We start from the raw sequence: 13,998 nt of genomic DNA, 5'->3' as shown, positions 1-13,998 counted from the left end.
TTGTTCCGACACCCGTCGGATTAAGGAGAGTTTTAGCTAATGGAATTCAGCCATATACCTGTTATGCTTGAGGAATGTCTCGACGGTCTCAACATCCGTCCCGACGGTATCTATGTTGACGGTACCGCAGGAGGTGCAGGCCATTCCTCTGCAATAGCAGCCCGCCTTGGCGAAAAAGGCAGACTGATCGCTCTTGACAGAGACCCCGATGCAGTCGCAGTTGCGACGGAAAGGCTCGCGGTCTATAAGAATGCGAAGGTGTTCCACAGGAACTATTCGGAAATAAGAGCGGTCCTCGATGAACTCGATATCGGGTACGCCGACGGTATCCTTATGGATCTGGGCGTATCTTCATTCCAGCTCGACGAGGGAAGCAGAGGCTTCTCGTACCACTCCGATGCTCCGCTGGATATGCGTATGAGCAAGGAGGGAATGAGCGCTGCCGATGTAGTCAATACCTATACCGAGTCTGAACTTGCAAGGATAATATTTGAGTACGGAGAAGAAAAATTCTCCCGCAGAATAGCTTCAAATATAGTAAAAGCAAGAGAGACAGCTCCTATAGAGACCACACTTCAGCTCGCTGACATTATAAGAGAAAGTGTTCCTCAGAAGGCGAGACGTGAAAAGAACCCATGCAAAAAGACCTTTCAGGCAATAAGGATAGCAGTCAACGGAGAATTCGAGCACCTTTCAAAAGGGCTTGAGGACGCATTCTTCAGTCTGAAGGCAGGCGGACGCCTTGCAGTAATAACCTTCCATTCCCTCGAGGACAGACTCGTGAAACAGAAATTTGCGGAATGGTGCAGGGGCTGTATATGTCCACCGGATTTTCCCCAGTGTGTATGCGGTCATAAGCCGCAGGGGAAGCTTATAAACAGAAAGCCCATTGAGGCTAAAGAACAAGAACTCGAAAGAAACAACAGAAGCAGAAGCGCTAAGCTCAGAATAATAGAAAGGAGTGCGGAAAGCAATGGCTGAAAACACTGTACGCTATTATAACGATGAAAGCTACGATGACGCCGATTCGGACGAGACGACCGATACAGAAGGCGCTCTGCACAACGACTCTGAGCAGAAGCCCGAGATCGAAATGAGCAGGAACGAAGCAAGAAGCGGTTCCATACTCGCAATATTATTCGTATCTCTGCTGGCTGCCGCGCTGCTGGGCTCGGTCATCTATTCGCTTGACAAGCGCAACACCATGTACAACAAGGTGTCCGCAATGAATGAAAAGCTGGATAGCGCCGAAGCCGAAAACGTAAGACTCCAGTCTGAACTTGACAGTAAGATGAGCGCAAAGAATATAGAAGAATATGCTCAGTCTCTCGGAATGGTAAAGCTTAATTCCTCACAGATCTTTTACATCAAGACGCAGACAGGCGACGTCGTAACAATTCCCGAACAGGAAAAGGGCTTGATCGCGAAAATTAAATCCCTTTTCGATAAGTGCGTGGAATATTTCAGAGGGTAGTACCAATATAAATATAACACATGGACTGCCTGTTATTAAAATGAACACTATCGGCGACAAAAAATATATATGCCGAAGTTATATGTAGAACACGGAGATACAGCGGGTGATCGGAATAACGGAATTGCAGTTCCCGGGCTTTGGGCGTGATTAAAAGCCCGGGAGCGGCAGTCCCACGCTTGAATAGCGATAAATCCTTCGTCGTATCAGAACAAAAGGACATCCCAGAAAAAAATAAGATGTTCAGAGGCGGGGCACATGAAAACCCTGCCTTATTTATTTATAGATGAATTTTTCACGGAAAGGAAGAATCCTGCGGTGATAAATACCAATCCCTCAAATGCAATGAGGTTCAGGAGCAAGATCGTGATGACGGCGGCATTCAGCCTGCTGTTCACTGCGGTAGCTGCCAACTTTTTCAAGATATCGGTGCTGGATAACAAAAAGTACCAGACAATGGCAAACGACCAGCACTTCGGTTCCATAAGCATATCAGCCCACAGAGGCTCAATATATGACGCAAACGGCTATACCTTTGCCAAGAGCGCCACTGTATACAAGATATTCATTGACCCACAGAGCTTTCAGGAGGATATGAAGACCCTCGGCAAGCTCATAGAAAAGAGGAATGCGGATAAAGCCAACGGCACCTACACTCCCGTTTATGACGAGGAGGGGAACGAGACCAACGTCCTCCCTGCATCAACGGATGAGTTCAGAGAGCAGGCGGCTACGTTTCTTGCGTCAAAGCTGTCCGTCACTGCCGACAAGGTCAAGGAGGCTATGGATGCCGAAGGACGCTATGTGGAGTTCAAGACGCAGATAGAGAAGCCTGTTGCAGACGAGATAGCCGAGTTCTTCGGTGATGTGGGCTTTATATCCGTGGGAAGCGTAGAGGATACCAAGCGCTATTACCCTCAGAATGAGCTTGCTGCTCAGGTGGTGGGCTTTACAAACGGCAATATCGCCTACGGCATTGAGTCTTACTATGACAGCTACCTCTCGGGCGTAGACGGAAGAACCGTTTCTGCGGTAGACTCAAACGGCAAGGAGCTGCCTTACAGATACTCCAAGACCTTTGAGCCCAAGGACGGCTCCGACGTATATCTTACCATAGACAGAGAGCTCCAGTTCATACTGGAAAAGCGGCTTCAGGAGATGTCTGTGGAGCACGACGTCAAGAACAGATCATGCGCTATCCTCATGAACCCCCAGACAGGCGCGGTCCTGAGCATGGCTACGTATCCCAGCTTTGACCTTAACGATCCTATGGAACTTGCCGATGACGGTATGCTTCTCAGGAAGATATTCACCGAGAAGAAGATAGATAATCCTACGGAAAAGGATATTGAGGAATATACTCCCGAAGCTCGTGAGCGTCAGTGGAAGAACAAGTGCATAAGCGAGACCTATGAGCCGGGCTCTGTATTCAAGATAGTTACAGCAGCCTCAGCTATTGAGGAAAAGACCATAGATGTCAACAAGTTCAGCTATAACTGCGAGGGTTTTGTGCTCCGTGATGACGGAACCGAGACGCCGCTGAGGATCAGTTGCCATGAAACAGGCGGACACCATGTACAGGACTTCAAGACAGCTCTCAAGAATTCATGCAACCCTGCGTTTATATCCATAGGAGAATCCCTCGGCATCGAAAAGTTCCACCAGTATTTTGATGCGTTCGGCTTTGAGGAAAAGTCGGGTATCGATCTTCCTTATGAGGTCAAGGGTAAGATCCCGCCTCTTAAAGATACACCCGAGGAAAGGGCAATGACCAATATCGACCTTACACTTTCATCCTTCGGACAGTGTGTTACCGTTACTCCTCTGGAGCTCATAACAGCCTGCAGCGCTGTTGTCAACGGCGGCTATCTGCTTGAGCCTTATGTGGTGGACAGAGTAGTGGACAGCGACGGAAACATCGAGCTGAAAAACGAGCGCACCGTAAGACGTCAGGTAATATCCGAGGACACCTCCGCCATCATGCGCGAATCACTGGAATATGTGGTTGAGAATAACCAGACAGGAAATGTCAAGATCAAGGGCTATGCTATCGGCGGTAAGTCGGGTACATCACAGCGACTCAGCGAAATGGACAATACTCTTGACGAGAACAAGCAGGAAAACGCTGAGATACAGGAATACGGTGCTTCTTATATCTGCTTCACTCCCGCTGACCATCCCGATCTCATGCTTCTTGTTCTGGCAGATATGCCTGATACTGCCAATGAACAGTATTACGGAAGCAAGGTCGCGGTTCCATGCGCTGCGAATATACTTCAGGACGTTCTCGAATACATGGACAAGAGCCCTGAGTACAGCGAGCTTGAGCTGAAGAACCTTGACATAAAGATACCTCTTGTAAGGGGCTCATCTATCGACGATGCCAAGAAGACACTTCTCGGACTGGGCATCATGGAGGATCACATCGTGACCGTCGGAAGCGGAATCGAGGTAGTGGAGCAGTCTCCCAAGACCGGAATGTCCATATCCAAGGACGGATATATTTACCTTTACACCGAAAAGGGCAACACGACCGACCCCGTAACGGTGCCTGATCTGACAGGCTACTCTCCAGAGGCGGTAAACCAGACCATCTATGCCTACGGACTGAACTATGTTTCAAAGAACATAGTGGGCGATCAGGAAGATGCCTATGTGGAGAGCCAGAGCATCGAGGGCGGACTTATGGTAGAAAAGGGAACTACTATCGAGGTAAAGTTCAAAGCACAGCAATTCAACGACTAAAGATATATAGAAAGACAGGAGGCAGACAAAAAATGAAATTACGCGATCTTATCGAAAATAACGCCGTAACAGCCATAGGCGATACAGAAATAAGCTCCGTGACCGATGATACGCGCAAGGTGACTGAGGGCAGCCTCTTTGTCTGCGTTAAGGGCGGCAGCTTCGACGGACATACGGCTGCCAAGGAAATGCTTGAAAAAGGCGCAGCGGCAGTGGTCTGCGAGCGCGATCTGGGACTTGGTGACAGACAGATACTCACCGACAATTCCAGAAAGCTCTACGGACAGATCTGCTCGGCGTGGTTCGGTCATCCCGAGCGCCGAATGAAGATGATAGGCGTTACCGGCACCAACGGCAAGACTACCATAACAAACGTCATCAAGCATATACTTACTAAAAACGGCCACAAGACAGGTCTTGTGGGTACGATACAGAACGAGATAGGGGACGAGGTGCTCCACACGGACAATACCACTCCCATGACCTATGATTTCATGCAGCTTCTTGCGAAGATGGCAGACGCAGGCTGCGAGTATGTGGTCATGGAGGTCTCCTCCTTCGGACTCTGCCAGTACAGGATAGGAGCTTCATACTTCGATGTTGCGGTATTCACGAACCTTACTCAGGATCATCTTGACTACCACAAGGATATGGAGGACTACTATCAGGCAAAGAAAATGCTCTTTGACATCTGCGATACAGCTATAATCAATGCGGACGACGACTACGGAAAGAGGCTTTACGGCGAGGTGAGCTGCAAAAAGCTCAGCTTCAGCGTAAAGGAAAACGCGGATTACTATGCCGACGGCATTAAGATAAAGTCCACGGGCTCCAGCTTCTGGTTCTGCAGCGGCGACAAATCCCACCTGATAAAGACAAGGATGCCGGGCGCATTCAATGTGTCCAACATCACGGCAGCTATCGCTGCCTGCCTCGAGGAGGGACTGTCCATCGACAATATCATTCCCGCCATTGAGGAGTACAACGGCGTCAAGGGGCGCTGCGAGGTCATTCCCACGGGCAGGGACTTCACTGTTATCTGCGACTATGCTCACACTCCCGACGCCATCGAGAATATTCTCAGGAGCGTAAAGGAGTACACCGAGAACGATCTCATCTGCCTGTTCGGCTGCGGAGGTAACCGCGATGCGGCAAAGCGCCCGAAAATGGCGAAAGCGGCTGCAAAATACGCCGACAAGCTCATAATAACCTCGGATAATCCCCGAAACGAGGACCCCGAGGCGATCATAAAGGATATCCTTACGGGTATCGAAGATTCGCCTGTTAACTATGATGTTGTCGCCGACAGGCGGAAAGCTATATATCATGCCTTGAAAATTGCTGAAAAAGGTGATATAATAGTTCTTGCAGGCAAGGGCCATGAGGACTATCAGATACTTGCAGGCATGGAACATATCCACTTCGACGAGCGCGAAGTGGTAGCTGAGGGGCTAAAGCTCCTCGAGAATTAAAAACTGGAGTTGTTTTAATAAAATGTCTTTCTGGATAATCGATCTTATAACAGCACTTTTGTCATTCGTCATTGCAGGCGTTTCGGGTATCTTTCTGGTGCCCTTCCTGCACAGGATAAAATTCGGTCAGCCTATCAAGACCGAGGACGGACCCAAGTGGCACGCCAAGAAGCAGGGAACTCCCACCATGGGCGGCTTCATGTTCATCATATCCACAGTCATAACCTCTATCGCAGGCTACTGGATATACAGGTGGAAAACAGGCATCGACACCACCGATAAGGACAGCTTCAAGCCCTTTTATCTGCTGCTCAGCGTTCTTGTGTTCTCGGCGGCATTCGGACTTATAGGCTTCATTGACGATTACACAAAGGTCGCCAGAAAGAAGAATGACGGACTGACACCGTGGCAGAAGATAGCCCTCCAGCTGGTATGCGGCGCAGGCTTCCTCTTTGCGGTAAGATGCTTCGGTGACAAGTCTACAAAGCTTGATCTGGGATTCTGGACCTCGCCCTCACTGGGAATATTCTACTATATCCTCATGATGGCGGTCATAATATACCTTACAAATGCAGTAAACCTTACAGATGGCGTTGACGGTCTCTGCGGCTCGGTCACATTCGTGGCTATGCTGATATTCACAGTCTGCTGCTCAATACTGAAGCAGAACGAGATGTCATGCTTCACAATGGCACTTGCAGGCGGCTGTCTCGGATTCCTGCTGTGGAACCTCAATCCCGCAAAGTGCTTCATGGGCGATACAGGCTCTATGTTTCTCGGCGCAGCCGTTACGGGCGTGGGACTTATCCTCCACAAGCACCTGCTGCTTCTCCTTGCAGCTCTGGTCTACATCATCGAGGCGCTGTCTGTAATGATACAGGTGCTCTACTTCAAGTACACCAAGAAAAAGTACGGAGAGGGACGCCGTATATTCAAAATGACGCCTATCCACCATCACTTTGAGATGAGCGGCTTCAGCGAATACAAGATAGTGATAACTTTTTCGCTCTGCGGCATTATCTTCGGAGTTCTGGGCATAATCACACTGATAGTATTTTAATAGTCAGGTCGGACCATAAGGAGGAAAAATGGCGGCAACCAAAACTGAAAAGAAAAAGCGTCCTGCTGTCCCGAACCCTTTTTCGGGAGGCAGGCGCGGTGATATAAGTCTGTCTTTCTTTGCATATGTAATGATACTGCTTGTTGTGGGCATAGTAATGATGTCCTCGGCGAGCTACGCTTGGGCATACAGCGAGCACGGGGGAGACGGACTTTACTACGCTAAAAATCAGGCAAAGAATGCCGTCATCGGCTTCGTTGCTATGATTTTTTTCATGAAGATGGATTATCATAACTTCAAGAATCTGAAGCTCCCCGTGCTGAAAAAGCTGAATATCGCAGGATTGCTTTATATCATCGGAGGAATACTCCTCATCGCCGTTCTCCTTATCGGTAACGACGAGGGCGGTTCCATGGGCGCGAGAAGATGGATAGACATCGGTCCCCTCAACCTCCAGCCTTCCGAGGTGGCAAAGCTGGCACTTATAATCTTCTTTGCATACAGCATGGAGCGCGACGGTCAGAAGATGAATACCTTTACCACAGGTATTATCAAATACGCGGTGATACTTGGCGTGTACGTCCTGCTCATCGCTCTTGAAAAGCACATTTCGGGTATCATACTCATCGGTACCATTGCCGTAGCAATGATACTCTGCGGCGGCGTAAACAAGAAGCACTTCCTCGCGCTGGGCGCAGGAGCCCTCGGATTTGCCATAGCCTATATCTCGTGGCAGGCGCAGGTACCCGGAAGCTACGTTGCTGTCCGTATAAAGTCATGGCAGAACCCCTTTGCTGATAAGCTGGGCGACACATGGCAGACTGCAAACTCCCTTATCGCCATAGGCTCTGGCGGACTTTTCGGACTGGGTCTTGGCAACTCCCGTCAGAAGTATCTCTATCTTCCCGAGACCAAGAACGACTTCGTTTTCCCCATTGTCTGTGAGGAGCTTGGCTTCGTGGGAGCTCTTGCTATTATAATAGTATTCTTCCTTCTCATCGTAGAGGGTTACTCCATAGCAGTCCGCTGCAAGGACCGCTTCGGTATGCTCATCGCAGTGGGTATCACCACACAGATCGGCATACAGACCGTGCTCAACCTCGCCGTTGTCAGCAACCTGATACCTAACACGGGTATCAGTCTGCCCTTTTTCAGCTACGGAGGTACGGCGCTGATAATGCAGCTGGCGGAAATGGGCATCATGCTGAACATATCCCAGCACAGGTACTATCCCGACGAGAAGCCCAAGGAGAAAAAGAAGAAAAAACAGCGTGAGAAAGAGCAGATCGCTGAACCAAAAGGAGCATGACCATGAGAGTACTGATAGCCTGCGGAGGCACAGGCGGACATATAAATCCCGGACTTGCCATCGCTGATATCATAAAGAAAAAGTATCCCGATACGGAGTTCCTCTTTGCAGGAACCCCAAAGGGAATGGAGTCAAAGCTTGTACCAAAGGCAGGATATAGGCTTGAGACCATAAAGGTAGCAGGCTTCCAGAGAAAGATATCCCTTGAGAATATCGGCAGGAACGCCAAGGCGCTTGCATATCTTGCCACATCGGGCAGGAGAGCCAAGCAGATAATCGAGGGCTTCAAGCCCGACATTGCCATAGGTACAGGCGGTTACGCCGCAGGACCCGTTATCCGCAAGGCGGCAAGAATGGGCATACCTACGGCTATCCATGAGCAGAATGCCTACCCGGGCGTGACAAACAAGCTCCTCTCCAAGGAAGTGGACTACGTTATGCTCACTGTTGAGGAAGCACTGAAGTTCATGGACAAGAGCAAATTTGAGTACAGCGTTACGGGACTTCCCGTGCGAAGCAATATCAACACCATGAGCCGTGAGGAAGCCCGTAAGAAGCTGGGCTTTGACGACAGCTTCACCATCCTCTCATTCGGCGGAAGCCTTGGTGCAGGCTGCATCAACGAGACCATGACCGAGGTCGTGAAGTGGCACACGGGGAAGAAGCTTCCCATCAACCACATACACGGCTACGGCGGAATGGGCAAGGATACATTCCCACAGGCAATGAAGGAAGCTGGCATACCGCTGAAGTCCGACAGGCTCCGTATCACAGAGTACATAAATGATATGGATGTTTGTCTTGCGGCAGCCGACCTTGTTATATGCCGCTCGGGAGCCTCAACACTTGCGGAGCTTGAAGCAGCAGGAAAGGCTTCCATACTCATACCTTCTCCCATCGTCGCAGGCAACCACCAGTACCACAATGCAATGGTGCTGGGCAATGCAGGTGCAGCAGTGGTGATCGAGCAGAAGGACGTTACCAACGAGCGCATGATTGCTGAGATAGAAAAGCTCTACAACGACAGGGATAAGGTGAAGAATATGTCCGAAAGCGCGGCTAAGCTCCATCTTACAGATACCAATGAAAGGATATTGTCGGTAGTTGAGAAACTGGTAAAAAAGGAAAGCAATGGAAACAGGTAAAAAAGTTGAAGTGGGCGGCACAGAGCTCAATGTCTATACCGAGGGCAGCGGAAGTCCCACTATCGTGTTTCTTTCTGGGGGCGGAGTTACCTGCCCTGTGCTTGAGTACAAGCCCATATACCGCAGAATGTCAAAGAGCTACAGGATAGCTGTGGTGGAAAAGGCAGGCTACGGCTTCAGCGGAGCCATGAAGACTCCGCGTACTATTGAAAATCTTGTCAGCGAGGACAGGGAAGCCCTTCGCAGGGCAGGCATCGAGCCTCCCTATGTGCTTGCACCCCACTCCTATTCGGGACTGGAGACAGTCTATTGGGCGAATACCTATCCCGACGAGGTAAAGGCAGTCCTCAGCATGGATATGGGCATCCCCGACTATGCGGTATTGCAGGCGGAGGAGGTACCCGATGACAAGAGGGATAAGCTCCTTGCAAGACAGCAGAAGCTGCTGAGAATGATCGCAAAGGACGGTCTGCTGGCAAAGCTTTTCAGAAACAAGGCGGAGAATGCCTCAGGGCTCCTCGGGGGCGATGAGCTTACCGACGAGGAGAAGAAGATATACCGTCAGCTCTTCTACAAGAACATCGCCAACAGCGAGTATATCGAGGAGTCGCGGCTCATGACCGCCAATGCGGCAGAAGCCGTAAGGACGGGAGCGCTGAAATGCCCCTGCTGCTTCTACATAAGCGACATGAAGGGCATGAGCAAGCAGAAAACATGGCGTCAGGCAGGCGTTGAATACGCCGAAAAATGCGGCGCTGAGATACATTTATCAGATAAGGGGCACATGATGTATGCCCGTATACCCGACGAGATGTCGGAGACCTTTCTGAAATTCCTTACTGTGCAGGGAATAGGCGCAGAGTAACAACATATCGGTCCCCAGCATAATATACATAAAAATGCTGTGGGGTGATGATATGCAGAAATTCATGATAAGTGGCGGCAGGCGGCTGAGAGGCGAGCTTGCCCTGCAGGGCAGCAAAAACAGCTCACTGCCGATAATGGCAGCGGCGCTGCTGTGCCGCGGCGAGTGTACGCTGCACAGCTGTCCGAGGCTCACCGATGTTTATGCAGCTTCGAGGATACTCAACTGCGTGGGCTGTCGGTGCAGCTTTTCCGATAACACGGCGGTGATAAACGCCGAAACGATCGAGAGTACAAGTGTCTCGGAGGAGCTTATGCGCGAAATGCGCTCCTCCATAATCTTCATGGGAGCCATGCTTGGCAGAGCAGGGGAATGTACGGTAAGCGTCCCCGGAGGCTGTGAGCTGGGACCGAGACCGATAGATATGCACCTTGCCGCGCTGAGAAAAATGGCGGTGGATATCCGTGAGAGCGGCGGCAGTATCATTTGCAGGGCGCTCTGCGGCAGAGCTAAGGGCGCGAGGATATCCCTTGCATTTCCCTCGGTGGGGGCTACGGAGAACATAATTCTCTGTGCAGTCACGGCAGAGGGCGAGACAGTCATAAACAACGCTGCCCGAGAGCCCGAGATATGCGACCTTTGCGGCTTCCTGCGAGCCTGCGGAGCCGACATACGAGGTGACGGCGAGAGCCGTATCATAATAAGAGGAAAACAACAGCTTCACGGCTGTGAATATACAATAATGCCCGACAGGATCGTCGGAGCCACCTACCTTTCCATGGCGGCTGCGGCAAAGGGCGAGCTTATACTTACAAATGCCTGCGTCCCCGAGATGGAGCCCTTTCTTACGGTGCTCGAGCAGACGGGATGCAGTGTATATACATCTGAAAACAGGATATATCTTCGCAGCGGTACACGGCTGAGAGCGGTGGGCGAAAGGATAAGGACAATGCCTCATCCCGGATTCCCGACAGACGCTCAGGCGGTGCTTATGGCTGCACTTTCGCTTGCTGACGGTACCAGTATTTTTGAGGAGAACATCTTCGACTGCCGATACCGTCACACAGACGCTCTTGTGAAAATGGGAGCGGATATAGAGGTTCTCGGCAAGGTAGCTGTAGTCAAGGGCGTAAGCTCTCTCCGCGGTGCCAATGTGGAGGCAACTGACCTTAGAGGCGGAGCCGCAATGGTCATAGCTGCTCTGTGTGCCGAGGGGGATACCGAGATATCGCGCATCTGTCACATCGACAGAGGTTATGAAAAAATGGAGGAGGCCGTAAGACTTCTCGGCGGAGAAATGCGTCGGGTCTGAGGCTGAAAGAATTGGAGAAGATATGAAAGACGTCGAAAAAACCAGTGTCACAAGGCAGAACAGCCGCAAGCGCATAAGACGGCGTAAGAGAATGATGAACGTCTACGGACTTGTAGTTCTGCTGCTTGTTATCACCGCGGGAATAACCATCAGCTATACCTTTCTTTTCAATATCAATGAGATAAGAGTATCGGGCGAATCTGATATGTACTCTGCTGAGGAGATAGTTATGGCTTCGGGCATAAATGAGGGCGACAACCTGCTCAGGCTGGACTGTGCAGCCAGTGAGCAGAAGATACTTGACGAACTGCTCTATGTGGAGACCGCAAAGGTTGAGCGCGACTTCCCGTCGTCCCTTGACATAACAGTTACCAAGTGCATACCTGCATTCAATGTACAGTATGGCGACGGAACTCTCCTCGTCAGCAAAAAAGGAAAGATACTTGCGGATAACGGCTTTATAACAGACGGACTTCCCATAATCTACGGACTTGAGCCTGCGGACACAACTCCGGGAAAGCCTGTGTCTTCCGAAAATGAGCATAAGAACGACGCTTTCGCAGAGCTTATAGCCAGCATGGTCGCAAAGAGCGACAATAATATCATGTCGGTGGATCTCAGCGATGAGCACTCTATCATCGTTAACTATAAAAACGATATGATCTTCAAGATGGGCAACTGGAACGATGTTGAGTATAAGCTCAGTCTTGCGGATACAGTAATGAATCAAGACTCCGTAAAGGGCAAAAAAGGCTATCTGATGATGGTCGGCACAAATATGTGCAGCTTCAGGGACAGCGATACTCCCGTATTGTCGCAGGGCGCAATAGAGCCCACGACCGCTCAGAAGACCGATGAATACGGCAATCCCATCGACGAGATAAATGAGCAGGACCCCGATATGGAGGCAAAATTCAGCGAGATAAACAACAGCCGTACAACTACCGTTCCCACCACAGTTACAGAGGCTGCGGCCGAGTGGAGCGGCGGCGAGGACTACAACAGCGGCTATGACGACGGAAGCCAGTGGGACGGCGGCTATGATGACGGCAGCGGTTACGACAACGGCTACACCGATAACGGCTACGGCGGATATGACGGCAGCCAGTGGTAAGACAGAAATGTGTGCAAAATGGCAGTGTTATAGTATGCATTATTGTACAATTCGCTGAAAATAAAAAAAATTTTGTTTGCGCTTGAAAAAAATGCGACTATATGCTAAAATATAAAGTGTATTTATAGAGTGATATATAAAATTGATAAATTTAGGATAATAAACAGTAGGAGGAGTTCAAATGTCAGATTTCAATTATGAGGAAACACTCGAACCCGATGTTAATATAAAGGTCATCGGTGTTGGCGGCGGCGGCGGAAACGCTGTAAACTGCATGGTGGATTCGGGTGTCAATAATATAGAATATATAGCTATAAACACTGACGCCAAGGCTCTTAACAAGTCCAAGGCTACTACAAGGATACCGATCGGCGCTAAGCTCACAAAGGGCAGAGGCGCAGGCAACAAGCCCGAGATCGGTCAGCGCAGTGCTGAGGAGAACCGCGACGAGATCGAGACACACCTCAAGGGTGCTGACATGATCTTCATCACAGCAGGTATGGGCGGCGGAACAGGAACAGGTGCTGCTCCTGTTGTTGCCAAGATCGCCAAGGAAATGGATATCCTCACAGTTGCTGTCGTTACAAAGCCCTTCCTCTTTGAGAGAGAGCAGAAGATGGCTCAGGCTGAGAGAGGTATCGCAGAGCTGAGAAAGTATGTTGATTCACTTATCGTTATCCCTAATGAGAGACTTCTCGTAGGCCTTGATAAGCCCCTTACAATGATGCAGAGCTTCGCACTTTCAGACGACGTTCTCAAGACAGGTGTAAAGAGCATTTCCGATCTTATCGTTGAGGAAGGCTACATAAACCTCGACTTTGCTGACGTTTCGACTATCATGAAGGATGCAGGCTATGCTCACATGGCTATCGGTCACGGTACCGGCAAGGACAAGGCAAGAGATGCTGCAAACGCAGTTATCTCCAGCCCGCTTCTCGAGACATCTATCTCGGGCGCAAAGAGACTCCTTATCAATATCGCTATGTCCGAGGATATTCTTTCTTCCGATGTTGATGCAGCTACAAAGATGATCACAGATACAGCTGCTGAGGGTGTTGAGTTCATCTTCGGTACAGCATTCAAGGAAGATATGCAGGATGAGATGACAATTACAGTTATCGCTGCAGGCTTCGATGATGAAGATGCTCCCGCTCCTTCAACTATTGAGGAGTCCAATCCCGAGGAGGACGTCATTCCTATTGACAATCCTCTTATTGATGAGTTCGGCTTCGGCGGAAACAGTGCTCCTGCAAAGCCTGCTTCTTCAAGCCAGGACTACGACCTTGACGATATCTTCAAGATGCTCGGCAACTGATAAAGCAAATACAAGCGGTCCGTATGGACCGCTTTTTTGTTTGCCGTGAGAATAGGTGACGGGCTCAAAAACGGCATGATATTGCTGTTCATTGTGCAGTCTTGACACAGTTTTTCTTTATACAATTTATATTATCAATTTATTACTAAACAAATATATATAACCTTATAGGTTAAACTGATTTACA

11 protein-coding genes are annotated in these 13,998 nt (G+C 49.8%); all 11 read left to right on the top strand.

Annotated elements, in window-relative coordinates:
• Positions 1-39 precede the first annotated feature (39 nt).
• The 11 genes from rsmH to ftsZ all read left to right on the top strand — a co-directional run bounded on the left by rsmH (position 40) and on the right by ftsZ (position 13,811).
• Positions 40-981, top strand: a complete 942-nt coding sequence (rsmH, locus tag DSZ37_RS07785; protein ID WP_109726350.1) for a 16S rRNA (cytosine(1402)-N(4))-methyltransferase RsmH — start codon at positions 40-42, stop codon at positions 979-981.
• Complete coding sequence (locus DSZ37_RS07780; RefSeq protein ID WP_109726349.1) at positions 974-1,474, top strand: hypothetical protein; 501 nt, start codon at positions 974-976, stop codon at positions 1,472-1,474. The genes rsmH and DSZ37_RS07780 overlap by 8 nt, the downstream gene beginning before the upstream one ends.
• 318 nt (positions 1,475-1,792) lie before the next feature.
• Positions 1,793-4,219, top strand: a complete 2,427-nt coding sequence (locus tag DSZ37_RS07775) for a penicillin-binding transpeptidase domain-containing protein (RefSeq protein ID WP_109726401.1) — start codon at positions 1,793-1,795, stop codon at positions 4,217-4,219.
• A 32-nt stretch (positions 4,220-4,251) separates the two neighbouring features.
• The gene (locus DSZ37_RS07770) at positions 4,252-5,691 is read left to right on the top strand and encodes a UDP-N-acetylmuramoyl-L-alanyl-D-glutamate--2,6-diaminopimelate ligase (protein WP_109726348.1); all 1,440 of its coding nucleotides are present in this window, start codon (positions 4,252-4,254) and stop codon (positions 5,689-5,691) included.
• Between the two features lie 22 nt (positions 5,692-5,713).
• A complete protein-coding gene (gene mraY, locus DSZ37_RS07765) occupies positions 5,714-6,751 on the top strand; it encodes a phospho-N-acetylmuramoyl-pentapeptide-transferase (RefSeq protein WP_109726347.1) in 1,038 nt (345 codons plus the stop codon).
• A 28-nt stretch (positions 6,752-6,779) separates the two neighbouring features.
• A complete protein-coding gene (locus DSZ37_RS07760; RefSeq protein WP_109726346.1) occupies positions 6,780-8,060 on the top strand; it encodes an FtsW/RodA/SpoVE family cell cycle protein in 1,281 nt (426 codons plus the stop codon).
• 2 nt (positions 8,061-8,062) lie between these two features.
• Positions 8,063-9,205: an undecaprenyldiphospho-muramoylpentapeptide beta-N-acetylglucosaminyltransferase gene (gene murG, locus DSZ37_RS07755; protein ID WP_109726345.1), complete on the top strand. Its 1,143-nt coding sequence runs from the start codon at positions 8,063-8,065 to the stop codon at positions 9,203-9,205.
• Complete coding sequence (locus DSZ37_RS07750) at positions 9,192-10,070, top strand: alpha/beta fold hydrolase (protein ID WP_109726344.1); 879 nt, start codon at positions 9,192-9,194, stop codon at positions 10,068-10,070. Before murG ends, DSZ37_RS07750 begins: the two co-directional genes overlap by 14 nt.
• A 52-nt stretch (positions 10,071-10,122) precedes the next feature.
• Positions 10,123-11,382 (top strand): UDP-N-acetylglucosamine 1-carboxyvinyltransferase, encoded by a 1,260-nt coding sequence (gene murA / locus DSZ37_RS07745; RefSeq protein ID WP_109726343.1) that lies wholly within the window; start codon positions 10,123-10,125, stop codon positions 11,380-11,382.
• 22 nt (positions 11,383-11,404) lie between these two features.
• Complete coding sequence (locus tag DSZ37_RS07740) at positions 11,405-12,496, top strand: cell division protein FtsQ/DivIB (RefSeq protein ID WP_109726342.1); 1,092 nt, start codon at positions 11,405-11,407, stop codon at positions 12,494-12,496.
• A gap of 181 nt (positions 12,497-12,677) precedes the next feature.
• Entirely contained in the window at positions 12,678-13,811 is a 1,134-nt protein-coding gene (gene ftsZ / locus DSZ37_RS07735; RefSeq protein WP_109726341.1) for a cell division protein FtsZ, read from the top strand.
• Positions 13,812-13,998: the final 187 nt, after the last annotated feature.

This window comes from Ruminococcus flavefaciens (genome assembly GCF_900116855.1).
GTDB classification, from domain to species: Bacteria; Bacillota; Clostridia; order Oscillospirales; family Ruminococcaceae; genus Ruminococcus; species Ruminococcus flavefaciens_R.
This window is presented reverse-complemented; position numbering and strand designations above follow the sequence as displayed.

Coding starts and splice junctions, on each gene's coding strand:
- rsmH (WP_109726350.1), top strand. CDS start 40: ATGGAATTCAGCCATATACCTGTTATGCTTGAGGAATGTCTCGACGGT.
- DSZ37_RS07780 (WP_109726349.1), top strand. CDS start 974: ATGGCTGAAAACACTGTACGCTATTATAACGATGAAAGCTACGATGAC.
- DSZ37_RS07770 (WP_109726348.1), top strand. CDS start 4,252: ATGAAATTACGCGATCTTATCGAAAATAACGCCGTAACAGCCATAGGC.
- mraY (WP_109726347.1), top strand. CDS start 5,714: ATGTCTTTCTGGATAATCGATCTTATAACAGCACTTTTGTCATTCGTC.
- DSZ37_RS07760 (WP_109726346.1), top strand. CDS start 6,780: ATGGCGGCAACCAAAACTGAAAAGAAAAAGCGTCCTGCTGTCCCGAAC.
- murG (WP_109726345.1), top strand. CDS start 8,063: ATGAGAGTACTGATAGCCTGCGGAGGCACAGGCGGACATATAAATCCC.
- DSZ37_RS07750 (WP_109726344.1), top strand. CDS start 9,192: ATGGAAACAGGTAAAAAAGTTGAAGTGGGCGGCACAGAGCTCAATGTC.
- murA (WP_109726343.1), top strand. CDS start 10,123: ATGCAGAAATTCATGATAAGTGGCGGCAGGCGGCTGAGAGGCGAGCTT.
- DSZ37_RS07740 (WP_109726342.1), top strand. CDS start 11,405: ATGAAAGACGTCGAAAAAACCAGTGTCACAAGGCAGAACAGCCGCAAG.
- ftsZ (WP_109726341.1), top strand. CDS start 12,678: ATGTCAGATTTCAATTATGAGGAAACACTCGAACCCGATGTTAATATA.